This is a genomic window from Microbacterium sulfonylureivorans (genome assembly GCF_003999995.1).
Lineage (GTDB): Bacteria > Actinomycetota > Actinomycetes > Actinomycetales > Microbacteriaceae > Microbacterium > Microbacterium sulfonylureivorans.
The window spans coordinates 1,789,759-1,816,625 of record NZ_RJAD01000001.1 but is presented as its reverse complement, the minus strand read 5'-3'; the positions used below and the strand labels follow the sequence as shown (position 1 = coordinate 1,816,625).

Below are 26,867 nucleotides of genomic sequence, written 5' to 3'. Positions count from 1 at the left end.
TGGTCTTTCCGCACTTCTTGCATGTGACGGCGTAGCACATGGGTGGTCTCCTTCTGGAAGATTGTTCAGGCGAGCATGAGGAAGAGCTTCTCCAGCTCTTCGGTGGACAGGTCCGTGTCGCCGCGCTCGGCGTCGGGGACGGCGAGGCATTCCTGCAGCGCGGCCGAGACGATGGCGAAGCCCGCGCGGTCGAGAGCACCGGAGACGGCGGCGAGCTGGGTGACGATGTCTCGGCACGGGGCGTCAGCTTCGACGGCGGCGATCACCGCGTCGAGTTGTCCTCGCGCTCGGCGCAGCCGATTCGAGACCCGCTTCTGTGCGTCAGGCACGTTGCAGCGCGCCTTCGGCTTCGAGGATGTCGACGCCCCGGGCCCCGAGCACGGCGCGCAGGGTGAGGATGCCGCCGGACAGCGATGCGGAGTCCACGCCGGCCTGGGTCAGGACGCGGTGGGCGATCGCGGATCGGACGCCGGACGCGCACATGACCCGCACCGGGCGGCCGTCCGCGAGGCCGTGCACCTCGTCGATGCGCTCCCTGAGTTCGGTGTGCGGGATGTGCAGCGCGCCGGGCAGGTGCCCGGTGGCCCATTCATCGTCGCGGCGCACGTCCAGCACCAGGGCCGTGCCCATGACGTCGTCGAAGTCGTCGGCGTACCAGAGGTCCAGCGTCCCGTTCAGGACGTTCTCGCCGACCATGCCGGTGAGGTTCACGGCATCCTTCGCCTGCCCGTACGGGGGCGAGTAGGCGAGGTCGAGATCGATGAGGTCCTCGGCGGTCATGCCGGCACGGATGGCAGTGGCCAGCACATCGATGCGCTTGTCGACGCCCTCGGCTCCCACCGCCTGCGCGCCGAGCAGCCGGCCCGACTCCGCGTCCAGGTGCACGACGAGGTGAATCTGGCTGGCGCCGGGGAAGTAGCCGGCGTGCTGGTTCGCGTGCAGGTGCAGCGTGCGGTAGCGGGTGCCGGCAGCATCGAGGACGGTCCGGTTCGCGCCGGTCAGCGCGGCGGTCAGCGATCCGACCCGGACGATGGCGGTGCCGACGGGCTGCGGGATCTCGCGGGCGATCTCGGGGCGGAGGATGTCGTCGGCGACGAGCCGGCCGGCACGGTTGGCGGGACCGGCCAGGGCGACGGGGCGTCGCGCGCCCGTGATCGGGTCGACGCTGAGCGTCGCGTCGCCGACGGCCCAGATGTTCGGGATGCTGGTGCGGCCGTGGCTGTCGACGATCATCGCGCCGCGTTCGCAGGCCACGCCTGCCTCTTCGAAGATCGCCGTGTCGGGCCGCACGCCGACGGACATGACGACGAGGTCGGCTGCGAGCTGCGTGCCGTCGGCGAGCACGACCGTGTCGGCATCCGCGCCGTGCTGGATGGAGATCGCCGCGACCCCGACGTGCAGGTCGATTCCCAGAGCACGCAGCTCTTCGGAGACGAGCCACGCCAGTTCGGGCTCGACCGGCGGCAGCGGCTGCGGCGCCAGTTCCACGACCGAGACCTCGAGCCCCTGGGCGGCAAGGGCTTCAGCGGCTTCGATGCCGATGAACCCCGCACCGAGGACGACGGCGCGGCGAGCACCGGCTGTCACCTTCTCGCGCAGCGCCATCGCGTCCTCGACGGTGCGAAGCGTCCGCACCCGCGGGGAGTCGACCCCTGGGATCGGAGGCACGAAGGCCGAGGCACCCGGTGAGAGCACCAGCGCGTCGAAGCCGATCTCCTCGAGGCCGTCGGCCGAGCGCACCGTCACCGTGCGGGCGGACGCGTCGAGTGCGATCACTTCGTTGCCCGGCCGCACATCCAGCGCCAGCGCCGCGCGCAGCGACTCGGGCGTCTGCACGAGCAGGGCCTGCGGGTCGGCGATCTCACCACCCACGTAGTAGGGCAGACCGCAGTTCGCGAACGAGACATGAGCGCCCCGCTCGAGCACGATGATCTCGGCCGACTCATCGAGCCGGCGGGCGCGAGCCGCACAGCTCATGCCGCCGGCGACTCCCCCGACGATGACGATTCTCATCGCACGACCTCGGCAGCCTCGGTCGCGCGCGCGATCTCGGCGCGCACGGCGTCCATGTCAAGGGCCCGGACAGCATCGATGAGCTCATCCAACTGGGGCGCGGCCAGCGCTCCCGGCTGCGAGAAGACCAGGATGCCCGAACGGAAGACCATCAATGTGGGGATGGAGCGGATCTGGAACGCTGCGGCAAGGCCACGTTCGGTCTCGGTGTCGATCTTCCCGAACACGATGTCCGGGTTCGCCTCGGACGCGCGCTCGAAGACGGGCGCGAACGTGCGGCACGGGCTGCACCAGGCCGCCCAGAAGTCGAGGAACACGATGTCGTTTTCAGCGATCGCGGCCGGGAGTGCGGTCTCGCTCATCTCAGTTGTCGGCATGATTACCGCCTAGGGTATTTTTCGAGGCAGACTTCTGCCGGCGATGTCGAAGGTGATGGTTACGGAACGACCGGCAAGCCGGTGGCTCCTGCGGCTTCGTCGATGCTCCCGGCGTCCTGGACCGAGAGGTCGGCGGCGACCATGGCGGAGGCTGCCTGGGCCGAGCGGTTGCCGGACTGGCAATAGACGACGTAGTCGGCGTCGGAGTCGAGCTCGGACACCTCGCTCGCGAACGACGGCGACTGATAGTCGATGTTGACGGCACCCTCAAGGTGCCCGGCCGCGTACTCGGCCGGAGTGCGGACATCCACGACCACTGCGTCGGCGTCGAGGGCGATCGACGCCGGCGAAGCCGCGCAGCCGCTCGCCCCGAGCGCCAGCGCGATCGACGCGACCCCGAGGGTCAGCGAACGCAGACGATCAGGCCGCGACATCGTCATGCCCCGCGCAGAGCTGATCTTGTGCGACGCCCCGCAGAGCCTCCTCCACGTGCTGACCGCAACCCTCCCAGGTCGCCTTGCCGCAGACGCTGCACGTCACTCGACTGCACATCGGGACACCTCTTTCCTGATCGATATCGACCACGATAACATACCCCCTGGGGTATCGCGAATCGTCCGGCGAACGACGCCGGCTCCCTTCGCGCGCACGGGAGGATGCGGGCACGCCAGGGCCCCGTCGCGCTATGCGTGCTGCGGGATGCCGCGAGTCAACGCAGACAGCCGAGCGACGCCGATCGGCTCTTCCGACAGCAGCGGGACCACCGCGAAACGATCCGCCAACATCCGGACCCGCGCGATCTGTGCGACCTCGTTCCGGGCGCGGGTGCGGAGAAACGCCGACTCGGGGTGCGCCGCGGCGATGGAGTTGTTCACGACCCATGCCCACGGGTGGATGCCGGCCCGTTCGAGGTCGTCCTGCAGAGCGGTCGCTTCCAGCACGGGGGTCGTCTCCGCGAGGGTGACGATGATGATCTTGGTCTGCACCGGATCCTGAAGGCGCATCAACGGTGTCGAGTACGTCATGTTCGCCGACCCCATCTGACGTGCGATCTCCCGGTGATACGAGCCGGCCGCGTCCAGCAGCAGCAAGGTGTGGCCCGTGGGGGCGGTGTCCATGACGACGAATGCGCGACGCGAATCATGGACCGCCCGGGAGAACTGCTGGAAGACCGCGACCTCCGCGGTGCACGGTGACATCAGATCCTCGGCCAGGGCCGCCCGACCCTCCTCATCCAGCTCCTTGCCTTTGGTGGCCATGACGTGCGCCCGGTACTGCTCAAGCGCGCTCTCGGGATCGATCCGCGACACGGTGAGGCCTTCGACCACCCCGCCGAGCGTGTCGGTGAGGTGAGCGGCGGGGTCGGTAGTCGTGAGGAGCACATCGTGGCCGCGATCGGCAAGTGCGAGTGCGACGGCCGAAGCGATCGTCGTCTTGCCGACTCCGCCCTTGCCCATGCACATCACAAGCCCGTGACCGTCGCCCTCGATCTCATCCACAAGCACCGCCAGGGATGCCTCGGCGCCGTCCGGGATCTCGACCGCATCGGCGTCCGCCGCATCAGAGCAGTCTTGTCCGAAGAATCCGCGCAGCGCATCGACGCCGACCACGTTCCCCGTCTTGAGCTCCAAGACATCTCGCGGCAGGTCGGCGATCGCCGCCGGCATGGCCGAGATCGCCGCGGCCTCCCGCGAGCGCAGAGCGACGGCGATCGGCTCATCGCCGGCACGGTCGGGAAGGACGCCGTTGATCACGACGAAGCCGTCCGTCATGCCGATCGCCGTGAGCTCGGAGAACGTCCGCTCGATCTCCTTGAACGCGGAGTGCTGAGGGCGGGCAACCAGGACCAGCCTGGTGCGGGTGGGGTCGGTGAGCGCCGCGACGGCGGCCTCGTACGTCGCGCGGCGCGTGTCGAGACCGGCGAGCGGACCGAGACACGACGCATCGCCGCCGGCGGAGAGGAACGCGGTCCACGACCCCGGCAGCTGCAAGAGGCGGATCGTGTGGCCGGTGGGGGCGGTGTCGAAGATGACATGCTCATACTTCTCATAGACGGAGTCGTCGGTCAGCAGTCGAGTGAACTCGTCGAAGGATGCGATCTCGGTGGTGCAGGATCCCGACAGGCCCTCGGTGATTCCGGCGAGCTCCGTCTCGGGCAGAACCCCTCGCAGCGGCCCGATGATCCGCTCCCGATAGGCGTCGACAGCCTGTTCCGGATCGATCTCCAGCGCGGTCAGGCGGGGCACCGACGGGATGTCCGTGAGGTGATCGCCGATCGTGATGCCGAACACCTGACCGAGGTTGGATGCCGGGTCGGTACTCACAAGCAGCACATGCTGCCCGCGCATCGCGAGGTCGACCGCCGTCGCGCACGCCACCGATGTCTTCCCGACGCCGCCCTTCCCCGTGAAGAAGAGGAATCGGGGCGCATCGTTCAGGTACCGCATGATCATTCGAACTCCTCCAGAGCGGGCATCCCCAGCGCGGCACCGGCCGCCAACCCGCGACGCAGGAGCGGGTTCGTTCGGCAGTCCGTGCCTTGATCATGGCGCCGCGTGGGCGAGCAGCGCAGTCCGAAGGTCCCGCGTGACCGTGTGCACCCAAAGCCCGGACCACGCCGCGCCCATGCCCACGCGTAGAGGAAGGAGACGGTTCCCAGCGAATCGAGCCGGATCGAACCCGTCTGACAAGGGTTCGATCCGGCTCGAAGGGGCGGTGACGGTTGGATCTATACCGTCATCCGGCTACCTTCCCAGGGTGTGCGGTGGCGCTCTGTGTCATTCCCACACCTTGAAGTCGTAGACGCTCCCGCCCTGCCCCTGCGTCGCCGTCAGGGTGATCCTCACATAGCGCGCCGTGACCGGTGAGGCAGGGGTATCCGTCCCGGGTGTCGAGAAGGCTGATGTCCTGTCGACGAAGGTCGTCCACGTGGTGTTGTCGGTGGAGTACTCGATCTTGTACTTCACCCCGAGCCCGGAATGCAGATAGGCCGTGGTCTCGGTTTTGGAGATGGTGTGGTTCGCGCCGAGGTCGACCTTCAACCACGACGGATCGGCCGCACCGGACGCCTGCGCCCATCGCGATGCCGCATCTGCGTCGACGGCCTTGCTCGCATCGAATGCCGCAGAGTAGGTCGACGACGCCGTGGCCGACTTGCCCTGCGACACAGGCGGGACGGGCCATCCGAAGACGTCGAACTCGAAGATGCTTCCGCCTTGAGCCTGGGTGGCCGTAAAGGTGATCCTCATATACCGAGCAACCACCTCACCGGCGGCAGTGTCGCGCCCTGGGACCGAGAATTTGGCCGTCTTGTCGACGTAAGTGGACCAGGTCGCGTTGTCGGTGGAGTACTCGATCTTGTACTTGACTCCCTTGCCGAGGTGGAAGTAGTACGACGTGGCGGTACTCGCGATGACGAACGGTTCGCCGAGGTCCACGGTGAGGGACGAAGGATCTGCCGCACCGGAGGCTTGCGCCCAGCGCGTCGCGGGGTTTCCGTCCACTGCTTTGTCTGCCGAATAGGCGGCCGAGTAGGTGCTGGATGCCACCGCCGCCTTTCCCCGCGAGAGGGGAACCTCCCCGGCGGTGGTGGGCGTGATGTCGACGCCGCCGACGCCTGCCTCGTCGATGACGGCCAAAGCGGGGGCGGGCCATGCGAACGATGCCACGGACGTGTTCGTGCCGAGCGTGTTGGAGCCACCCGTTCCTACTGCGGAGAGGCCGCTCGAGTAGAAGTTGCCTTCGGCGTGGTTGTTCTTCGGGTTCCAGTAGCCGCCGGCGGTCATGTTGACGAAATACCAGCGATCCGTGCCGCTGTCTTCGTTGCTGATGACGTTGTTGGAGTCGAGGAAGCCGGCAGAGCCGTTGTCGCGGTAGAGGAATCCGTAGGGGAAGTGGTCGGCGTATGCGTAGTTGTCGACGACTTTCGACCCGGGCTGGCTGCCGAGCGTATAGATCGCACCTCCGTCGTGGACCGACTTCATGATGTCGTAGATGAGGTTGCCCTGGATGACGTTCTGCTTCGCCACCGACGTGCCGAGCTGGTCGATGTACCCCCACCCCCACCCCATTGAGATGCCCGTATAGGGGACGTCAGAGATCGTGTTGTGCGCGATCCGCGAACCCTGCGTGTATCCGACGAATATCGCGGGATTGTCCTGGTACTCGGCGCCGACTGTTGTCAGCTCGTTGTTGCTGACGGTGTTGTTCTTGACGATCGCCGCGGGGTCGGTGGGATGATGGTCGGCCTTGGTGATACCGCCCAGGTTGATCCCGTTGCCGGAGATGTCGCGGAATTCGTTGCCGTCGATGAGGTTGTATTGGCTCCCCGCGCCGAACGCCAACGCGGCGTTCGACATGTGCTCGAAGATGTTGTCTTGCACGACCACGTCCTGCACATAGCGGAAGTCGACGCCCGCGGGAGTCAAGTAGTTGTTGTCGTCCCATGTGCCGGGTCCGCGGTACACCGCGCCGCCTTGGAAGTCGGGGTATCCCGTCGCACTGCTCGGCTCGACCCAATTGTCGTGCGAGAACGTCAGTCCCTCGAACCGGACATGGTGCAGGGGCGTCGCCGACGTGCCGGCTGCACGAATCAGCTGCTCGGATCTGCCCAGAATGAACGTCGACTCGTCGGGCGCCTCATCGGGGAGAGGAATGTAGAAAAGGGTGTCGGTTCCCCGGTCGAGGTACCACTCGCCAGGGGTGTCGAGCAGCTCGTAGGCGTTCTCGATCCACGTCATCGCGCGCGCGGCGTACTCCGGCTGGGTGGCGCCATCAGCCCAGCCCGGGTTGTCCATGGTCATGACGGTGCCGTCGATCGTGTCGACGCTGTACCGTGCTCGCTTCCAGCTGCGGGCCGCCGCCACCTCGATGTCGGACTGATTCCCCCACTCGTCCATGTCGGCGTAGAACCCGGTAGCCGGAACGGTGTAACCCGTGGTGGTGGCCGCGAACCCCGGGTTTCCTGTGCTTCGGGCCCGCGTCGCGCGGATCCCATCGACGTACAGTTGTCGGCTGTTCAGTCCTTCGCTGACGGATGCCTGATAGATGTCCACGGCCTCGTCGTCGTCCTCAACCTCAGTGAATCCGCTCACCACCTCACCACCCGACAGCACGGGCGTCGCGTTCGGAGCATTCCGATAGATGACGTTGAAACCGTTCGTACCGGAGTCATGCGTCGTGGCGTTCTCCTCGAGGACGAGAGGCTCTTCGAGCTCATATCTGCCGTCGGTCAGGTTGACGACGATGTCACCCGTCATGTCATCGTTGAGATCGCGCACCTTGTCCCGTGCCCCGACCAGCGAGCAGGGGCTCGCCTGCGAACACGTCGATCCGCTCCCTCCTGGCGCGGCCCACAGAGTGGTCTGCACCACGAGAGGTGCGGCGGCGGCGGGAGTCACCGCCACGATGGCGCTGCCGAGGACCACGGCGACGACAGCGCCCGCCGCGGCACCATTCACAAATGGGGATCGCATATTTCCTCCTTGAGTACCCATGAATTCACGGGGTGCGGGACATCGAGATGTGCTTTCGTGCGCCGACTTCGTGCCCGCGCCCGGCGGCTTGCCGGACGATTGACACACGTCAGTAGGCGCGGACCTCGGCGAGGGAGAGGTAGCCGGTGCCGTTGAGTTGGACCATGATGTAGCGGCCCGTTGCGGGTGCGGGCACGATGGTGGGGGTGCCGGCCTGGGTGGTCAGGTGCTGGGACCATACCCCGCTGGTGTTCGCCTGCTGGCTGGGTGTGAGGCCGGTGTTGAACGGGGTGTCGGACACGAACACCCAGTAGTCCGACAGCCGCTCCGGAACGAGCTCGGTGCGGTTGAACACCTCGATCACGGTGAGGGCTCGGGAAGCACCGAGATCGACCTGCCACCACGCGTTGACGTCATTGCCCGTGTGGGTGACTGACCCCGCTCCGTAGTCGCCGTTCGTGAGGCCGTCGACCGCACGTGAAGCTTGCGCCGTGGAATAGGTCGAGGACTGGGATGCCGTCGCGTCGAGCGCGTAGTTGACGCCGCCATCTATCTCGAACTCGTCGATGCCGGCGTTGCCGGACGCGGTGATCGTCAGCCGGAATGCGGTCGCCTGCACCTTTGCGAAGGGGATCTCCTGCACGACCTTGGGGTAGATGCCGGCGGCGAGATGCGTCCACCCCGAGGTGCCGTTCTTGTACTCGAGGGTGTACGTGTTGATGCGTCCGTAGCGGCTGAGCCCGAGGTACTGGCTCTCCTTGAACGTGACCCCGTCCACCCAGGTGGGGCTGGGCAGCGTCACTTCCAGGTAGTCGGCCGTGTCACCTGCGGGGGTCTCCCACCGGGTCTGCGCCCTGCCGTCGATGGCATTGGCTCCCCCCATGCCTGCGGCCGCGTGTTCCGTCGTCGCTGTCGCGCCCAGCGCCGCGTTGGACGACGTCGACTCATCGCTGAGGTACTGGTAGGCAGGTTCGAGTCCGGCCGACGCGATGATCGCCTTCGCCGCAGTCGTGGTGGGATCCGTGGTGTTGCCGCCATCGTCTGTGTTGTAGGCCGATGCGGCGATCCCGCCGCCGTAGTTCAGCAGCATGGGCACGGTGAGATCTTCGAGGACGTTGTTGCTGACCGAGTAGCCGTGGGTGCCGTTGTCCAGATAGAAGCCCTTCTGGTGACCCTGGTAGTTGCCGGTGTGGGCGATGTGGTTCCCGGTGATGGTGGAGTTCGGCTGCGCTCCGAGGCTGTAGACACCGCCGCCGTCCATACCGAGCTTCATGTAGTCATGGATGTAGTTGCTGCTCACGGTGGTGTTCTTCGCGGCGGTGGGCCCGGTCGGGTAGGTGTCCAGCTCCGCGCGGTCCGGGCAATTGGTGCCGTTGCCGAAGATGCCGCCGTCGGAGTCCTGGAATCCCCACCCCCAGCCCACCGAGACGCCGCTGTAGGGGATGTCGGCGATCTCGTTGTGCGAGATGGTGAGCGTATCGACGTACCCGGCGACGATGCCGACGGCGGAGTTGTACACGGTGCCGATGTCGTGCACGTAGTTGTTCGTGATCGTGATGTCATGCATACGGTCAGCGGTGTCGGCCGGGCGCTGGTCAGTGAGGGAGACACCTCCGACATGGATGCCGCTCCCGGCGACGTCGTGGATCTCGTTGCCGACGATCGTGACGTTGTTCGAGCTCCGATCGACCTTCAGCGCGGTCTGTCCGACCCGTGTGATGGTGTTCTTGGCGAAGGTGATGTCACTCACCCTCGAGAACTCCACCGCGGCGGACATCGTGACGAAGTTGGACAGATCGCAGATCTGCGTCTCGCCGGTGATCATGACGTTGGCCTGGATCTGAACGAAGCCGCCCTGCGTGCCTGTCGTCGGGAGAATGATCGGCCGCATCAGATCCACCGACAGGTACTGGCCACCGGTCTTGGTGACCGTGATCGTATGAGTCCCCGGCGCCAGTCCGGCAACCGTCAGACACGGTGTCTGCGCGATGGCGTCAGCGCTCTCACAGGTCCCGGACCCGGTGGGTCCGCCGTCCACGCTGTACGAGAACGAGCCGCGGTTGCTTGCCCGCTGGGAGACGAACGACACACCGGTGCCGGTGAAGGTAGACGTGAACCGGTCGCCGTTGGTCTCGGTGTAGTGCTGGGTACCGGCGTATTGACCGGCCACGCCCGTCTGCGCCGTCCAGTTGCCGGCCCCGCCGTTCGCGGAGCCGTTGTAGCTGATTTCACTTGTCGTGACATCGTCGGCGGCCGGCCCCTCGGTCACCGCACGCATGAGGTCCAGGCTCAGGAAGTCACCGTCGACCTTGGTGATCGTGATGGTGTGCGAACCGGGCGCCAGGCCCACCACGGTCAGGCACGGCTGCAGGTAGACGGTCTTCGTCGACGCGCAGGTGCTTTCCTTGGCGTCCGCGTTGTCGATCTTGTAGGTGAATTTGCCCCGGTGGGAATCCTGTGTGCTGATGAAGGAGACTCCGGTGCCGGTGAACGAGTAGGAGAAGGAGGCACCGTTCGTCTGCGTGTAGTGCTGCGTGCGCCGATACTGCCCATTGACACCGGTGCTTCCGATCCACGCACCGGAATAGGTGATCTGGGTACTGGTGTCGTCGGCGGTGCCGCTCATGCCCTGGTACTCCGGCGTCTTCCAGGTGGTGTCGGCAAAGGTCAGCCCCTCGAAAACCAGGTGCTTCACCCGCTCGACGACACCGGTCTGGTTCGTGCCGGCGACCTGCAGCAAGGCCTGAGTCTGGGGCACCGTCACCGCGGCGGCATCAGTACCGGTCATCGTCTCGCCGTCACGCGGAATGTAGTAGAACCGCTGCTCGGTCGCGTTCACGACCTTGTTCTGGTCGAAGTACCACTCCCCGGGGCGGTCCAGCAGCTCGTACGCGTTCTCCAGCTGGTTCACGACCTGCGAGTGACGGTCGAAGTCGCCGGACCACTCCGAGTAATACCAGCACGGGTCGGCGAACGTGACCACGTCCTTTCCGGCCGCGGTGTCCTTCGTCACCTGACCCACGGTGCAGCGGTTGGTGATGAACGTCGAGTGGAACACCGCCTCGACTGCGGACTTGTCCTTCCACGACGAGATCGAGCTCGCTGTGGTCGGCGTGGTGAACCGACCGATCGTGTTGTCGGTCGAGTCGTACGTGAAGTTGGGCTGGTAGTCGCTGCGCGCCCGCACTGCCGGGGCGCCGTTGACGGTGAGATCCCGAGTCTCGGTCACCGATTCGGGAGCCTTGGCGTACCAGATCTGATGGCCGCCAACGGTGGCGCCCGCCGTCCAGTTCGTCACCGGCGTCGCACCGCTGAGCACGGGTGTCTCCTCGGCGGCCGCCCTCCACAGCACCCGGTGCGTCGCATCCCTCCCGGAGTCCTGCGGGCCGAACGTCACCGGCGCCGACAACGAGTACGTGCCGCCCTTGACGACGACCTCGATGTCGCCGGTCGCCGACGCCGTCAACGTGCGCACTTTCGCCTGCGCTCCCGCCAGCGAACACGGCGCCGCCTCGGAACACGTCGTGCCCGATCCAGAGGGAGCCGCCCACACTGTGTCGGAGACCGACGCATGAGCCGCTGGGGCGACACCGACGAGAGGCGAGACGACGAGGCCGATCGTGACCAGAACGACGGTGAGGACAGCCGCTCCCCGACGCGGCGATCGCACCGGAACGGGACTGCGCGTGAACCCAATGTGCATCCTTGACTCCCTCGTCTGCCTGCACTATCCAAGTGCACTATAGGATATTGGATCGATGAATGTCGAGAGAGAAGTCCGCTGCTCTCCCGGTTCGGTCGGCGAGCTCGAGCGCTACTCTCCGAAGACGTTCACCTCTGCGATGCTGAGGTAGTCCTGCGTGGCGAGTTGCACCATCACATATCGCCCGGTCGAGCCAGCGGGCAGCTGAACCCTGGTGGGCTGCGCGGCCGGACCCGACTGGAAGCTGTGCCAGACGCCTGGCGCATTCGTCTGCTGCACGGGGGTGAGACTCGTGTCGAACGGGGCGTCCGACACGAACACGTAGTAGTTGCTCAGGCGCTCGGGGCAACACGCGGTTCGCGGATACAGATCGACATGCGTGAGGCTGTGGGATGCGCCGAGGTCGACCTTCCACCAATTCGGAGTTGCGCCGGTGTTGAGCGTGTGAGAAACCGAGCCATGTCCGTACTCACCATCGAAATCCCCGTCCACCGCGCGGTCTGCGCCGGCGCCCTGGTAGGTCGACGACTGTTGCGCGGACTTCCCGGTGGAGAGGCTCTGGGTCAATGTGCTCCGCAGGCCGATGCTCCGTGAGCCGAGGAGCTTGATGTCGTCGGTCTGGGCACCGGTGACCTGTTCAAAGGTGAAGGTTCCGTCGTTTACTCGCATTGCGGTCCGCTGAATGACGTAGGACTCCCCGTCTTCCACGTCGATGGCGATCTCCGCGGCATTCGTCGGAGCCACGACCGTCGTGTGCGGGAATTCCCCTTCGACGACCTCGATCTGCTGGCCGGGCCACGGGTTGGCGACCGTGACCTGCTGAGTGCTGTCCGCGTTGATCCCCACCAACGTGGGCACACCACCTCGGGTCTGGACACTCACGTCGTGACCGCCCCGGATCTGCAGCTCGGCATCGACGTCCCAGCTCGCCGGCCACGCGCTTGCGACGTGCACCACGCCGTCGTGGTCCTGGACAAGTGCCTCCTGAACGCCGGTTCGGACGACATGCAGCCACTCGTCGTAGTACGCCTTCGCATAGGTGCCCCCGATCGCGCCGTTGAACGACGCCATGCCGTTGGGGTAGACCTGGAACTTCTCGATACCGTCGAGCAGGGCGAACTTGACGTCGGCCGCGAGACCCAGGCGCGCCGCCCACGCGGCATCGAGCCGCCAGTCGTATCCTTGTCCCGGTCGCGCGGCGAAGGTGTCCCGTCCGAGCTGCAGCTGGCCGGCGCTCGAGGCCTGCCCGATGAGGCCCCACGGGAAGACCGCCTCCAGTTGCGGAGTCTGGATCGGGGTCTTGAAGGCGCCGCTGCCGTCCTTGGTGCGAATGAGGAGCGACGGGGTTCCGCCGGTGGGCAACGGCGGGAGCTGCGCGAACGTGGCGTCGAGCTGCGATGCGAGCACCGTGTCGCCCACGTCGGTAGCGAGCGCCTCGACCAGGGGGAACAGCACTCGCATCGCCGCCACGTCCGGCGCCGGGTCGGTGCCCAGCCAGACGTCCTCGAACGCGTTCGCCTTCGTCAGATGACGAATCCCGTCGGTGCCCGGAGCGTCGAGACGAGAGAGGTAGAAGCGCGTGACGTCTGCGATCCACGGATACAGCGGCTCCAGGTCCTCACCGGTGTACGCCGCTTGGTTGATCATGTTGAAGGCGATCTCCGGACCGGTGGAGAGAATGTGCGTGGTGTAGTTCGCCGCATTCGGCTGCGTGATGTCGCACGCCGGTTGCCCCCACGTGGTGTTCTTGGCGTCGTAACGAGTCATCTCTGGGACACACAGGCCGCGCCATCCCGTCGTGGCGATGCTCGCGACCTGTGCGGCGGACAAGCTCTCGGAGTAGATCCTGACTCGGCTCACCGCGCCATGGAGACGGCTGTTACCGTTCTGGTCGGCCCCGAAGCGGAGTGCCAGAGCGTCGTTCTCCGGAATCGAGACGGCGACGTTCGTCTCCTCCTGCCACTGCTGCTGCCCGTCGATGTAGACGGTGAGCACGCCGGCGTTCGTCAACGTCAGACTGACGTTCGTCCACTGGCTCTGAGGAAGGGCGACGGTCGTCTGCCGGTACAACCCGGCCCCGATGAATCTGATGCGGTTGCTCGGGTCGAGGTCGACGAGGAAACCGGTGGAGCCGTTGCCCCCCGCCGGGATGAAGTCGACCAGCCGACGGTAGCCTGCGACGCTGTCGACCCTCACCTGCATGTCGACGGTCAGAGCCGTCAGCTCGGGGAGGGCGGGGTTAGGCAGCGTGACGTACGTGCTGCCGTCCAGAACCAGCCCGGACTTGCCACGGGCCGTGCCTGCGGCGTCCGGCGAGATGTAGCTGGGAGTCGCGGAGCCGACCACGTTGCCGCTGCGTCCGCGTCCGGACGAGTCGGGAACAGTCGTGCCGTACGTCGGGGTCCAGTCCAGCAAGCGAGTGCCGGGAACCGCGGCGGCCCCCGCCGCCCGAGTCGGCATGTCCCCCGCGACGACCGCCGTCGTCTGGGCGCGAAGACGCTCGTAGCTGTCGGTGTAGAGCGTGAAATACGGCTCGTTGAAGGAGGTCATGTTCGAGGGGTAGTTCGCCATGGTCCCCATCCGCTGGTTGTAGTGCCAGTACGCCGGAGCGTTCCAGGGGTGGGTGTCGCGGAATGCCGAGAACAGGTGGGCGACGCCGCCGTGCGTGGCCGGTTTCGGACCGCGTGCCATGGCGGCCATCGTGTACTTGCTCAGCGCCACCTGGGCCTCGACGTATTCGCCGCTTCCGTCGGACGACGTGATCTTCAGGGGTGAGGCGGTCTCCCAGAAGTCGTTCCACCAGTCGCGGTGCGGCGCCGCCAGGTCAGACGCACTCAGAGCCGATGAAGACGCCTCCGCGACTGCGGCGTCGATCGTGCCGGCCTCCGGGTCGTCGGGAGCGTTTGTGTACTGCGGAGCGCCGACCACCACGCGGAAGCTGCCGTCGGTGCGTGGCTTGAATGAGATCCGGACCGTCTTACTGTCCACCACTGAGGCGTTGAGATCGCGCCCGACGGCGGTCGCAGCGATGAGCGACCCGAACTTCGCGGACGCGGGCGCACCTGAGAACTGCTGAGCATCGGCGATGGACTCGTCGTCAGACCACGTCTCAGCCAGTGCGGCAACGCCATTCGCGGCGTACGTCTTCGGCAGCCGTTCGACGGCTCCGGCTGCGGCGCTCCACAGCTTGAGGTCGACGTTCTGCATGACATCCGGATCCGCCCCGGTGACCTCGACCACCAGCTGGTCGCTCCCGGAGCGCACATACGAGACCACCTGCATGTCACCGGCAGACTGGACGAGCTGCCCGTTGTAGAGATCAAGCCGGCCTCGGTAGGTGTCCTCATCCAGCAGCTCGCCCAGGCCGTCGAACACGACCTCGCCCGCCGACTTGCGATTGGGGAAGAGATCGACGCGGTTGAGCTGGGCCATCATTCCGACTCCGGGCACCGACCAAACTGCGGCACCCAGATTGCCGTTGCCCAGCGGCATGCTCTCGTGGGTCAGGGCCATAGGTCGCTGCAGCACCACGTCTGAACGCGAGACCACGCCTTCTGCGTCGACGTGGAAGGAGCCCTCACTCCAAGCCGTCGTCGAGCCTGCGCCGGCCGCCGACGCAGCACCGAGACCGGCGGGAGCGATCAGCACGGCTCCCGCCAGCAGACTGAGAGTCACCAGCTGAGAGACGAAACGACGGGAGGAGTGGATGCGTGGCATGGAGGCTCCGTGCTTTCAGACGTGCGCGTTCAGCGGCAGAGTTGCTTCGAAGGGCCGGCCGGCTCAGGGTGGGTGCGCACGCGACGCCTCGTGAATCCACATGATCCTCGATGACGCCTCGCGTCCCGCGACTCTGCGGGGCTGGTTCTCGGAAGCGTGACAGAGCAGATCGGGCCGCTCAAGCAAGGAACACGATCGTCGACCGGAGGGTCGTGATCGTGCGGCGGGATTCACTGGAACCCCTACCGACGACCCGCGGACTCTCCGATCACCGCAGCGTTTTCACTCTTGCGTGATAAATGCATTTACTGCAGGATGCTGTCGAAACAGCCGCCCCCGCAGGGCAGCCCCGGGGGCCACGACATCCAATGAGGAGCGAGCGTTCCGGTGAGATAGCCCCCCAAGAAGAGCGCCGTGATCTCGCGGATGCCGTGCCGTCTACCTACGGCAGCCCTCACGGGTGGGTCGTGGATCGCAGCTGCCCGGACCGCTCGGAAGGGTGACCATAGGAAGCCAGATGGTATCCATCAAGATGGTGCAACGGAGATGAGTCAGAGGACCCGCCAACCCACTCGCGATACCGCTTTGCATCACGGCGCCGCAGGGAGTCGCCCAACCGATCGCCAAGTGCTTGCCAACGCGGTGTACGCGACCCTCAAGGAGCACCTTCTCTCCGGCGAGATCGCACCCGGGGCACGGCTGAACCTCGACGAGATCTCGCGCCGACTCCACGTCTCCAACAGCCCGATCCGCCAAGCACTCGCCCACCTCGAGGCTGAGGGTCTGGTCCGGCGGATGGAGTATCGGGGATTCTTCGCTTCACCCTCGCTCGATTCGAGGTCGATTGCGGAGCTGTACGAACTCCGACTGATCCTTGAGCCCGCAATCGCAGCGAAGGCTGCCGCACGAGCCTCCGTAGCCTCGCTCGAGAGGCTGACCTTCACGTGCGACGAGGCCCGGGCGCTGACCTCCGAGAGCGACGCCGCGAATGTGGACGAGCTGGGCAGGCGCGATCGCGACTTCCACCTGGCCGTGGCCGCACTGACCGGCAACCCTCGAATCGTCGATCACGTGGAGCAGCTGATGACGCCGATGGCCCGGTTCACCGTCTACCACCGCGTCCACGCCGCCCGCCAAGCGTGGGAGGAGCACGCGGCGATAGTCGGCGCGCTCGCCTCCGCCGACCCCGCATGCGCGCATGAGGCGATGCGAGAGCACCTTCGAAAGGGACTGAGCAGGGCAGTGCAGCTGTCCGATCAGTCACTCACGTAGCCATGAGCGACGTGCTGCAGCGTCTCCCGGGACCAGTGCGCAGGAGAGACCTCCGCGCCTGGGAGCTGAGGGGTCAGACCAGCTCCCCCGGCTCCCCGCACGAAGGCCCTCCGCACGTTCGGCGATTCCGTTTCGGTAGTCCTAGGACACCGGAACGGCGTGTACCTCCACCTCGGCGAGGGACAGCGTCTCGGCGGCCGCGCCGCCGAGCTGGACCATCACGTACCGTCCGGTGGCCGGAAGACTGATTCGGGTGGGTGCGCCGGCTTGCGTGGTCTGATGATCACAGGTCACGCCCGCGGTGCTTGCCTGCTGCGATGGCGTCAATGAGTGGTTGAACGGCTGCGCCGAGACGCACACCCAGTAGTCCGAGAGCCTTTCACCGTACAGCGAGCGATTGAACACATCGATGTAGCTCACGACGTGCTGTGCCTGAAGGTCTACCTCCCACCACGGGCGGACCGTGCTGGCAGTCGCCGTGACGGATCCGTACTCCCAGACGCCGCTCCAGTCGCCGTCCACCGCGCGGGTCGCGGCGGCGGAGAGCAGGGTGCTGGACTGGGTTGCCGGCTTGTCCTGGGCGACGTTCGGGGGAACGTGCAGCTCCCCGTACACCTCGACCTCGGCGAGCGACAGCGTCTCGGCAGCAGACCCGCCGAGCTGGACCATCACGTACCGCCCGGTCGCCGGCAGATGGAGCCGCGTCGGCGACCCGGCTTGACTGGTCTGGTGGTCGCATGTCACGCCGCTGGCGACAGCTTGCTCGTCCGGCGCCAGGGTGTGATTGAAGGGCTGCGCGGAGACACACACCCAGTAGTCCGACAACCTGCTCCCGTACTCGCTGCGGTTGAACAGATCGATCTGGGCGATGTCGTACTGGCTGCCAAGGTCGACCTGCCACCACGGGTTCGTCGTGCTCGCTGTGGCCGTCACGGAGCCTTCTGTCCACACGCCGCTGGTGATGCCGTCCACGGCGCGATCGGCGACGCCGTCGTATGCCGTCGACGACTGCGTCGCCGGCCGGTCGGCGGCAAGGCTGCTCTGTCGCGTGCCGTACACCTCGACCTCTGCCAAGGAGAGAGTCTCCGCCGAGCTCCCACCGAGTTGGATCATCACGTACCTTCCTGGCGCCGACAGGCGAATCCGGCTGGGTGATCCGGCCTGGGATGTCTCGTGTTGACAGGTCACCCCACTGACGGCGGCTTGCTGCGACGGTGTCAGAGTGTGGTCATACGGTTGCACGGAGACGCACACCCAGAAGTCCGACAGCCTGTCGGAGTATTCAGCCCGGTTGAAGACGTCGATCTCACTCAGGTCGTACTGATCGCCGAGATCGACCTGCCACCACGGCGCGACCGTGCTGTCCGTCGCCGTCACCGAGCCCTCCGTCCAGACGCCGCTGGTGTCGCCGTCCACGGCGCGGGACGCTGCGCCGAGGTATGCCGTGGTCGACTGGGTGGCGGACTTGTTCTGAGCGAGGTTCTTGTCGTAGTACGCCTCGAACTCATCCAGCCACGCACCGGCCGTGCCGGTGAAGCTGAACCTCAGCGCCTTCGCGGTCACGGCCTGGAAGACGTCGGTCTGGACGATTCCCGGGTAGTTGTTCTCTGCCAGCGAGACCCATGTGTCGTCAGCAGGGTTCTGATACTCGATCTCGTATGAGGAGATGGCCCCGTAGCTGTGGACACGGTACTGACCCTCAAGCGTCACAATGCGGTTCACCAGCGTCGGCCGCGGAAGCGTGACGGTAAGAGTGCCCTGAGTAGCGCTCGCGTCTACCTGCCACTTGGTCTGGGTGGAGCCGTCAACCGCGTTCGCGGCCGTCCCCGAGGTCGCCGTGGCGGCGGCTCCCCGCAACAGATTCGGGCTGGCGGCGCGCGGAATCAGGTGCTCGTACGCCGACTGCAGCCCCGCGCTCGCGACCACAGCCTGCTCCGCCGACGTCCATGGCTGCGCCGCGACGTTGCGTCCGTCGACGTTGCCTGAAGACGCGAGGTCGCCGCCTGAGTAGTTGAGCAGCAACGGAGTGGTGACCTGATGGATGACATTGTCGCGCACGGTGTAGCCGTGTGTGCCGTTGTCAAGGTAGACGCCTCGCTGGTGACCATCGAAGTTGCCTGTCCGCGCGATGTAGTTGCGCTCGACTACCGAACCCGGCTGATTGCCGAGCGTGTAGACGGCTCCACCATCCATTCCGATTCGCATGTAGTCGTGAATGTAGTTGTCGGTGATGATGGTGTTCCGCGCCACCGTATCCACGGGCGCAGGAGGGCTGCCCGCCGAATGGGACGCCAGCTCTTCCTCGCTCATGCAGATGGTCGGGTAGGTGGATTGACTGTCGGCGTCGGCGACTCCCCATCCCCAGCCGACCGAGATGCCCGAGTACGGCAGGTCGGCCAACTCATTGTGGGAGATGGTCAGCGTGTCGACGAAGCCCCCGAAAATGGCCACGCTTCCCGTGAACTCCACGGCGACATCGTGGACATAGTTGTTGGTTATCGTGATGTCGTGCATGCGGTCCGCGAAGTCCGCGGGGCGTTGATCCTCGGGTGACACACCGCCGATGTGGATGCCGCTGCTGGAGACGTCGAAGATGTGATTGCCTTCGATCCGGACGTTGTTGGAGCTCTTCTCGACCAGCAGCGCGCTGCCTCCCGCGCGCGTGATCGTGTTCCCGACGAACGTGACATGCTCGGCATACGCAATGCGTACCGCCGCGGGCGTGGTCACCTGATTGGAGACATCGCACATGAACTTCGCACCCGAGATGATCATGTCCCCTTGCTGCGCCAGATAAGCCGGAACCGAGTTGTCCTCTCCGGCCGGCAACGGCGGGTCGATTGCTCGCAGCACATCCAGGCCGAGCATCTTTCCATCGTCTCCGGTCTTCGTGACCCGCAGCGTGTGAACCCCGGGCGCGAGCCCGGTGATCTCGGCACACGGCCGCCACGTGATGAGGAGCGTGGAACTGCACGTCGCATCCACTGGCGCGCCGTTGTCGATCTGATAGGTGAAGGAGCCGCGGTTCGGGTGCTGAACACCGATGAGCCGAATCCCTGTCCCGTCGAACTCGTGCTCGAACCACGCCCCCTCGACGGACGTCACATGTTCTTTGCCCTTGTACGTATAGTCGGAATTCTGCTCGATCCAAGCGCCGGCGGGTCCGCCATAGCTGATCCGGGTGGTCTCCATGTCGTCGACGACTCCCGCGGTGCCCTGGATCTCCGGCAGACTCCACGTGGAACCGGCGACCGTGAGCCCACGGAACTCCACAAACTTGACCTTGGCGCTGGAAGACGTCCCCGCTATGTGAAGGATGCTCTCGACGTGGGGCACCGTGACGATCGCGGCGCCTCCCCCGGTCATGGCCTGACCGGATCGCGGCATGTAGTAGAAGCGCGGCATGCTGTCGCCCTTGACGGTCCCCGCCCGATCGAAGTACCACTCTCCGGGATCGTCGAGCAGCTCGTAGGCGTTCTCGATAAACGTGACGACGCGAGCATGATTTTGAAAGTTGCCGACGTATTCGGCGTAGTCCCAGCACGGATCCTCGATGTCCACGACGTCGAGGGTGCCGCTGGTCGTCACTGACTCGACGACACATCGGTTGGAGTTGAATGTCGCGTGGAAGATCATCTCCACGCCGGTCGGATCCTTCCAGGTCGACATGGACGTGGGAGTCGTGGGTGTGGTGAATCGTCCGCCACGCAGGGGCTGCTCCGCCAAGGTGAGGTTGGGGAGGTAGTCGCTGCGCGCGCGAACTCCACGAATGTCGTCTATGTACAACTGCCGAGTGTCCGTGACGCCGGTGGGCGCGGGCGCGGACCACACCCCCGAGCTCCCTTCCTGCGTCCAGCCTGTGACCGCGGTCTCCCCACTGAGCACGGGGTTGGCGCCCGGCGCGGCCTGCCAGATGACCCGGCGCTGGGCATCCAGTCCGGAGTCCTGCGGGCCGAAGTCCAGCGGCTGCGTCAACGAGTACGTCCCGCCACTCACGTTGACCACGATGTCGCCGGTCTCGACGGGTCTGATCTGGCGCACTTTGGTCTGCGCCGCTGCGACGCTGCACGGCGCCGATTGCGTGCACGCGGTGCCGGATCCGGCAGGTGCAACGTAGAGCGTTGCTGTCACCGCCGCGGAGGCCGTCGATTGCACGCACAGAATCCCGCTGAGCACCAGCGCCGACGCTGCGACTGCGGCGACCACCCGGCGCAAGTGCGGATTCATCGCAGATTCGTATCGAGCGCGCATCTAGAACTCCCACCCTTGGAATCGATCGGCCTCGACCGGCCTGCGAGGAGCATCCGCTCCGCGTGCAGGACGCGTCAACCAGCAGGCGCGATTCGCGACGAACAGCTGCAAATCGTGTGGCCACGGACGACGCGGTGTTCCGGGTGACACAGCCGGGCCTCGGAACCGCTCGAAGGACCGGGTGCGCCGACAGCGGCCACCTCGCGGTCAGCAAGGTAGTAACGCCCCCTGTCAAGACCGCATCGTTCTGGTGTCTGATCAGCGCAGTCGGCCCCTAGGCTCCCGAGTTCGTTGCGTAGTCGCGGGTGCTGCGCAATACGCGGGTCGCGTACTCGTGCCCCGAACTCAATCGGTCCCCGGGACCGAGTCCTCGTATGAAGGCCGCGATCCAGCCTGCCGCGAACGCATCGCCCGCACCTGTCGGCTCGATCACGTCGACATGGTTCGCAGGAACCCGCGTCACACCCGCGCCGTTGAACTCAACTGCTTCCTTGTCGGCATCCTTCACCACCAGCCACCGCGGGTCAGGGAGCAGTCGGCGAATCTGCTCGGCATCCGCGACCGCCCACAGAGTGGCGGCCTCGTCTCGTCCGACGAAGACGACGTCGCTGAGCGCGGCCAGCCGTTGCAGCTGTTCGGCCGTCTGATCAGATGCGAGAGCGGCTCGGAAATTGACGTCGAACGATATCGTGGCATCTCCGAACGGACGTGCCCCGACGAGGTGCCGGAGCGCGCTCAGCCCGGCCTCGGAAGCCTGTGCCGCCACGCCGCTGACATGGACATGCCGGGGCCTGAGGATCTTGGCGATGCGGTCGACGTCGGCGGGGCCGAATGTCGAGGCGGCGGAACCCCGGCGGTAATAGTGCGGACCGCCGCCATCGCGGGGCTTGAAGTAGACGCCCGTTGGCAACCCGTCCACACCGCCGACATACGACGCTCCGATGTCGCGGGCGGTCAGTTCGTGGACCACGCGTTCACCGAACGGATCACTGCCGACCAAGCCTGCCCACTCGACCGGGACACCCGCGGATGCGAGGGCGGTTGCTACGTTGACCTCGGCTCCGGCCAGGCTCGCATCGTACGTTTGTGCGCCGACGAGCCCGGGATCGTCGATGGGGGAGAAGACGATCAGCGCCTCACCTATGCAGAGCACGTCACTCACCGCGCGGCTCCGATCCCGAGATGATCGCGACGGCGGAGCAGGCTTTGGAGGTGACATCCGAGAAGTCGCCGGTTGCGAGGGAAGCAGCGTCGATGAGCCACGAGCCCCCCACCGCGAAGACCTGACTCAGTGCGCAGTAGGCGGTCAGCCTGCTCTCGTCGACGCCACCGCTGGGCATGAACTGCATGTCCGGAAAGGGTGCGCTCAGGGCGGACAGCGCTGCCGACCCGCCGATCTGCTCTGCAGGGAAGACCTTGACGTGGTGAAGCCCCGCGCCCCGCGCCCGCATGAGATCGCTCGCCGTGGCGACACCCGGGATGTAGGGGATGTCCAGCGACCGGATCGCGTTCGCGAGGTCGACGTCAAGACCGGGACTCACGAGAAAGGCGGCGCCCGCATCACGGGCTCGGCGCGCGCCGTCAGCATCGAGGATGGTCCCCGCGCCCACGCGGATGCCAGGAACGCTCGTCATCGCGTCCAGCAGCTGCCACGCCTGTGGGTCGCGGAGGAGGATCTCCAGGTACCGCACTCCTCCCGCGGTGAGAGCTGCTGCGAAGGCCTCGGCATGGACAGGATCGAGCGCGCCGACCGTGGGAATCAGTTCCCGGCGAGGCCCGAAGGGAGGTGCATTCACTACAGCACGCCGAACTTGGCCCACGCAGCCGAGCTCGACATCCCCGAGTCGATCGCCTGTCGAGTGACACTCTCGCCGGCGACCTTCTCGGCGGCCAACTCCAGCACTTCGTCTTCGACGGACCGGGGTACGACGACAACGCCGTCGACATCACCGACGATGAGGTCGCCAGGGTTCACTTCGACGCCGTCGAGCTCGAGACTCACCCGGTAGTCGAGTACCGATGCCCTGACGCCGGCATCCTGCGCGAACGAGCCCCGGCTGAACACCGGCCAATCCTGCTCGAGCACACGCCGCGTGTCGCGATGGAAGCCGTCTACGACCGCGCCGCTCGCGCCGCGTCCGCGCGCGGTGGCCGTAAGAATCTCACCCCACGCCGCGCACTCGGTGCGGCCACTGCGCGCAAGGTAGACCTCGCCCGCGCGCAGGCTGTCCAGCGCTTCGGTGAGGCGCCCGAACGGTTGCTTCTGCGGTCCGAACGTGTCCGCGATGAGTACCGGCATCGCCCGGCCCACCATCACCATGGAAGGGAGGATCGGACGGATCCGCGAGTCGAGGAACTGGTGCCGGCGCCCAAGGACGTCCAGGATGTCGCCGATGACCGGTGTGTACAGGGACTCACGTACGAAGGCGAACCGCTCCACATCGTTAGTGGGAATCATCGACGCCATTCCTTTCTTTCTGCGGACTGTCAGACGCACCGACGATTGTCCCGATCAAAGTGACGATGCCCTCTACTGCTGCCCCGAAGTAACGCTCACCGTCCGTCGCGGTAGCCCTGCGGGGATCGCCGACGCCGCCATGACGGGTGCGCTCCGGGATGCCCTCAGTCGTGGTCACGTACGCCGGCAGCGCATCCTGGTACCCGTCCTCAACGGCGCGGTCCATGTCGACGAGCGCGGGATGGGTCGCGAGCAGGATCGAGGTCTCGATCGCGTCCGCGTGGCCCATGGCCGCAGGACGGGCTGTCCCGGAAGCATCCAATTCATCGAACATCGGACCCCAGTAGTCGACTGCGAAACCGCGAACCCCAGGAGCCGCCGCACGCAGTTTCTCGAGCGCGAGGCGACAGGCCGGCTGGTTGCCACCGTGCCCATTCAGCAGGACGAAGGTCCGGATGCCGGTGCTCTGTGCGAGCGACAGGCACTGGTGGGTCGCATGATCGGCGGCAGTCTGGGTCCCGATTGAGATGGTTCCCGGCATGGCGAGGTGGTGGTCGCTTGCACCGACAGAGAGTGTGGGCAGGAGCACGACCCTTGTGGGCAGCCTTCGCTCGACGGCTGCAGCGATCGCTTCGACGATCAATGTATCGGTGCCGAGCGGAAGATGGAGTGAGTGCTGCTCGACGGCGCCCATCGGGAGCAGAGCTACCATGCCGGGCCCGGAAGCCGCCTGGTCGGACCGCGAGTTGATGAGCTTCATCGAGCCGCCCAGAGCTCGATCTCCACCTTCATGCCGAGCAGGAGCTTCACGCCCACGGTCGTCCGCACGGGTCGCGGCTCGGGAAAGTGGGCTACGTACTCGGCGTTGAATTCGTCCCAGTCGTCGAGGTCGGCGAGGTAGGCGTTCACCTTGAACACGTGCGAGAGGTCCGCCCCCGCCAGTGCGAGGATACGTCGGGCGTTGTCGAGTGTGATGCGCGTCTGTTCCCGGATGTCGGCACCGACCACGGCCCCGCGGTCATCGAGAGGCCCCTGACCGCTGAGGACCACAATGTCGCCCGCCGAGACCGCGAGGGCGGGCGAGTAGGGGCCGGCGCTCGAGTGCTGGGTCGCGTTGCGGATAGGCGTGATTCGCGTCATGAGGTGCTCCAGGTTGAAGGCAGGTAGCCGACGAAGCCGGTGATCAGCCACCGATGTTCACTCTCGTGGGCTCGCAGAAAGTAGTACGTGGTCCACGCGAGGATGGTCGGCCCAACGGGGGTGTCGACCTCACCGTCGAAGATCTTGGTGGCTAGCGCCTGCGTTCCACTCACTTCCAGGCGGGCGATCCGCTGGACGGCGTGAAGCTGCGCTGTCAAAACCGCCGGATCGACGTCGCGAAAAGTCTCGGCCTGAGCGAGCCAATCGGCGCGATAGCCCTCCAGATCGGGGTACGTCAGCCTCATCGAGCCGTCGGCACCGCTGTATGCCGTGAACTGACTTTCGTCGAAGTCGGACCGCACGAGTTCGAAATCGCCCGCGACGAATCCGTCGATGTCCCGCGTGATCAACACATCTCGAATCTGATCGTCGACGGTCACCGCGCCACCACCGCAGTGACCAGCTCGCGCGAGAGCTCGTGGGCTGCAACCGCGTCGAGATCCAGTTCCACTCCGAGCCCGGGCCCCTCCGGGACCGACACCGCTGACCCGGTGATGCTCAGAGGGGTGCGAAGAAGGTCCGTCTCGCGGATGAGGCGCCCGAAGATGTCGCTCGGGAGCGTTGCCCCGGCGGACGCGGCGGCGGCATGAACGGCGCCGGCTTCCATGATTCCGAGATCGATCTCGCTCCCGTGCCAGTACGGGCGCCCCGCTGCGTCGGCGATGTGGGCCATTCGCAGGAAATCGGCGATGCCGGCGCTGAAGTTGAAGACGTCGGCTGCGCGGCTCGCGATGGCGGACGTGACGTCGCTGATCCGCTGGCCGTGCGAAAGGTAGCCGAGCGCCACATGAATCGCGATGGGAATCGACGTCCGCGCCCGCAGCTCGGCATATGCGCCCAGATCCCACCGAGGGAGCGGGTCTTCGAGGCAGACCACATTGCCGATCCTCTCGAGTCCGCGGGCGATCTTGACGGCATGCCTGAGTTCCTCGAATCGCTCGTTCGGATCGAAGATCAGTGAGAATCCGTCTCCACATCTCTCACGCACCGCCGCCGCGATCTCCACCACGTCGTCGTCGAGCTCGCACTTCAGCTTGAGCGTGGTCGCGCCGTTGCGTTGCGCGCGCTCGGCGATCATCGCGGCCTCATCAGGGGTGCGATGGCCACTCCACGCACTGACGGGGACTTCGCTCCGATAGGAGCCGCCCAGCAGGCTTGCGAGCGGCAGGCCCGCCCGTTTTGCCAGCAGATCGAGGACGAGCAGCTCGAAGCCGTCGTACTCCCGGTTCTTGGCCAGCGGCAGGTTCTGCCACGCGAGGGCGGCGACATCCCTCCCGGCCAGGCCGCGGGCCATCGCGCGGAGCGTGGGCATGTCGGGTGCGCGCAGAGACTCGCCGTAGCCGACGGTCCCGTCCTCGGTCGTCGCGACCAGAAGCACCTTGGGGAACTCGTCGAACTGCCGCGTCCAAGCGGCATCCGCCCCGGTGGCCAGTTTGTGCAGGGGCTTGTCGAGGCTGGGCGAGTTGATCGCGCCCGCCCGCGCCGGAACCTGGACCTCGATCAGCTCGATCTGTTCGATTCTCATTCGTCGTCTCCGGTGCGGTCGAATGCCATGCGCGAGCTGCCGCCATCGATCACGATCTCGGTCGCCGTGATGGACTGCCCCGCGTCCGAGAGAAGGAAGGCCGCGACTGCTCCGACCTCATCGGGACGAATCAGTCGAGGAATCATCTGACGCGACCCGATGTAGTCGGCGATCCACTCCTCCGGATCGCCCCAGGCCGCGAAGATCTCACGATTCTGGGGACTGTCCACAAGGCCGGGGTGAATGATCGAGCATCGGATGCCGTCACGCCCGTGATCGGCTGCGATGCCACGGCTGAGGCCGATCAGTCCGGCCTTCGCCGCTGCGTAGGTGGAGTACCCGTAGTGGGGTCCGAGCGCCTGCACGGATCCGATGTTGACGATCCCCCCGCCGCCGTTGCGGATGATGTCGGGAATCGCGGCGCGCGAGCAGAGGAACGCGCCGCGCAGGTCCACCGCATGGAGAAGGTCCCACTCGGGCACCGACACCTCGGCCAGCTTCTTCACCAGGCCGACGCCGGCGTTGTTCACCAGACCGCGCAGGCTTCCCAGTTCGGGAATGGCGCGACTGAATGCGCGAGCCACACTCTCTTCGTCAGAGACGTCGATCTCTACGGCGTGCGCGTCCATGCCATCGCTACGCATGTCCCGCGCGACATCCCGCGCTGCGGAGATGTCACGGTCAGCGATGGCCACCGTCCACCCGACGGCCGCCAAAGCACGGCTGATGCCGCTGCCGATCCCCTGCCCTGCGCCGCCAGTGACCACGATGACCCCGCTCGGCGCGATCGCCGGTGATCCCGCAAGTCCGGCATAGGTTTCCGGCAGTGTCATCGAATCCTCCAGCAGTGGCGTTGCACCCATGCTGTCGTTTCGCC

General features: G+C 66.2%; 18 protein-coding genes. 1 reads left to right on the top strand and 17 read right to left on the bottom strand.

Features of this window, described 5'->3' with window-relative positions; all coding sequences use genetic code 11:
* Positions 1–65: 65 nt before the first annotated feature.
* From EER34_RS07955 to EER34_RS07920, 8 genes are all read right to left on the bottom strand, one after another.
* Positions 66–329 (bottom strand): metal-sensitive transcriptional regulator, encoded by a 264-nt coding sequence (locus EER34_RS07955; protein ID WP_127473953.1) that lies wholly within the window; start codon positions 327–329, stop codon positions 66–68.
* Positions 322–2,013, bottom strand: coding sequence for an FAD-dependent oxidoreductase (locus EER34_RS07950; RefSeq protein ID WP_127473952.1), 1,692 nt, complete (start codon positions 2,011–2,013; stop codon positions 322–324). The genes EER34_RS07955 and EER34_RS07950 overlap by 8 nt, the downstream gene beginning before the upstream one ends.
* Positions 2,010–2,390: a thioredoxin family protein gene (locus EER34_RS07945; RefSeq protein WP_127473951.1), complete on the bottom strand. Its 381-nt coding sequence runs from the start codon at positions 2,388–2,390 to the stop codon at positions 2,010–2,012. Before EER34_RS07945 ends, EER34_RS07950 begins: the two co-directional genes overlap by 4 nt.
* Before the next feature lie 59 nt (positions 2,391–2,449).
* Positions 2,450–2,824, bottom strand: coding sequence for a rhodanese-like domain-containing protein (locus EER34_RS07940; RefSeq protein ID WP_205791418.1), 375 nt, complete (start codon positions 2,822–2,824; stop codon positions 2,450–2,452).
* 249 nt (positions 2,825–3,073) lie between these two features.
* Complete coding sequence (arsA, locus tag EER34_RS07935; RefSeq protein WP_127473949.1) at positions 3,074–4,837, bottom strand: arsenical pump-driving ATPase; 1,764 nt, start codon at positions 4,835–4,837, stop codon at positions 3,074–3,076.
* A gap of 330 nt (positions 4,838–5,167) precedes the next feature.
* On the bottom strand, positions 5,168–7,864 hold the full coding sequence (locus EER34_RS07930; RefSeq protein WP_164743503.1) for a discoidin domain-containing protein: 2,697 nt from the start codon (positions 7,862–7,864) through the stop codon (positions 5,168–5,170).
* A gap of 109 nt (positions 7,865–7,973) precedes the next feature.
* A complete protein-coding gene (locus EER34_RS07925) occupies positions 7,974–11,339 on the bottom strand; it encodes a galactose-binding domain-containing protein (RefSeq protein ID WP_164743502.1) in 3,366 nt (1,121 codons plus the stop codon).
* 339 nt (positions 11,340–11,678) lie between these two features.
* Positions 11,679–15,284, bottom strand: a complete 3,606-nt coding sequence (locus EER34_RS07920; protein WP_127473946.1) for a LamG-like jellyroll fold domain-containing protein — start codon at positions 15,282–15,284, stop codon at positions 11,679–11,681.
* Between the two features lie 627 nt (positions 15,285–15,911).
* On the opposite strand from EER34_RS07920, the gene EER34_RS07915 reads away from it, so the two are divergent.
* Positions 15,912–16,556: a GntR family transcriptional regulator gene (locus EER34_RS07915; RefSeq protein WP_164743501.1), complete on the top strand. Its 645-nt coding sequence runs from the start codon at positions 15,912–15,914 to the stop codon at positions 16,554–16,556.
* Between the two features lie 141 nt (positions 16,557–16,697).
* Here EER34_RS07915 and EER34_RS07910 read toward each other — a convergent pair whose 3' ends face one another.
* From EER34_RS07910 to EER34_RS07870, 9 genes are all read right to left on the bottom strand, one after another.
* Complete coding sequence (locus tag EER34_RS07910) at positions 16,698–20,783, bottom strand: galactose-binding domain-containing protein (RefSeq protein WP_164743500.1); 4,086 nt, start codon at positions 20,781–20,783, stop codon at positions 16,698–16,700.
* Between the two features lie 298 nt (positions 20,784–21,081).
* A complete protein-coding gene (locus EER34_RS07905; protein WP_164743499.1) occupies positions 21,082–21,969 on the bottom strand; it encodes a sugar kinase in 888 nt (295 codons plus the stop codon).
* Positions 21,962–22,603, bottom strand: coding sequence for a bifunctional 4-hydroxy-2-oxoglutarate aldolase/2-dehydro-3-deoxy-phosphogluconate aldolase (locus tag EER34_RS07900; protein WP_164743498.1), 642 nt, complete (start codon positions 22,601–22,603; stop codon positions 21,962–21,964). The genes EER34_RS07905 and EER34_RS07900 overlap by 8 nt, the downstream gene beginning before the upstream one ends.
* Complete coding sequence (locus EER34_RS07895; RefSeq protein WP_205791416.1) at positions 22,603–23,304, bottom strand: RraA family protein; 702 nt, start codon at positions 23,302–23,304, stop codon at positions 22,603–22,605. Before EER34_RS07895 ends, EER34_RS07900 begins: the two co-directional genes overlap by 1 nt.
* Complete coding sequence (locus tag EER34_RS07890; RefSeq protein ID WP_127473940.1) at positions 23,252–24,025, bottom strand: creatininase family protein; 774 nt, start codon at positions 24,023–24,025, stop codon at positions 23,252–23,254. Before EER34_RS07890 ends, EER34_RS07895 begins: the two co-directional genes overlap by 53 nt.
* Positions 24,022–24,405, bottom strand: coding sequence for a RidA family protein (locus tag EER34_RS07885; protein WP_127473939.1), 384 nt, complete (start codon positions 24,403–24,405; stop codon positions 24,022–24,024). Before EER34_RS07885 ends, EER34_RS07890 begins: the two co-directional genes overlap by 4 nt.
* Positions 24,402–24,845 carry a hypothetical protein gene (locus tag EER34_RS07880; protein ID WP_127473938.1) on the bottom strand — a complete coding sequence of 148 codons (444 nt, stop codon included), beginning with the start codon at positions 24,843–24,845 and terminating at the stop codon, positions 24,402–24,404. The genes EER34_RS07885 and EER34_RS07880 overlap by 4 nt, the downstream gene beginning before the upstream one ends.
* Positions 24,842–25,990 (bottom strand): mandelate racemase/muconate lactonizing enzyme family protein, encoded by a 1,149-nt coding sequence (locus EER34_RS07875; protein WP_127473937.1) that lies wholly within the window; start codon positions 25,988–25,990, stop codon positions 24,842–24,844. The genes EER34_RS07880 and EER34_RS07875 overlap by 4 nt, the downstream gene beginning before the upstream one ends.
* Positions 25,987–26,853 (bottom strand): SDR family NAD(P)-dependent oxidoreductase, encoded by an 867-nt coding sequence (locus EER34_RS07870; RefSeq protein ID WP_127473936.1) that lies wholly within the window; start codon positions 26,851–26,853, stop codon positions 25,987–25,989. The genes EER34_RS07875 and EER34_RS07870 overlap by 4 nt, the downstream gene beginning before the upstream one ends.
* Positions 26,854–26,867 lie beyond the last annotated feature (14 nt).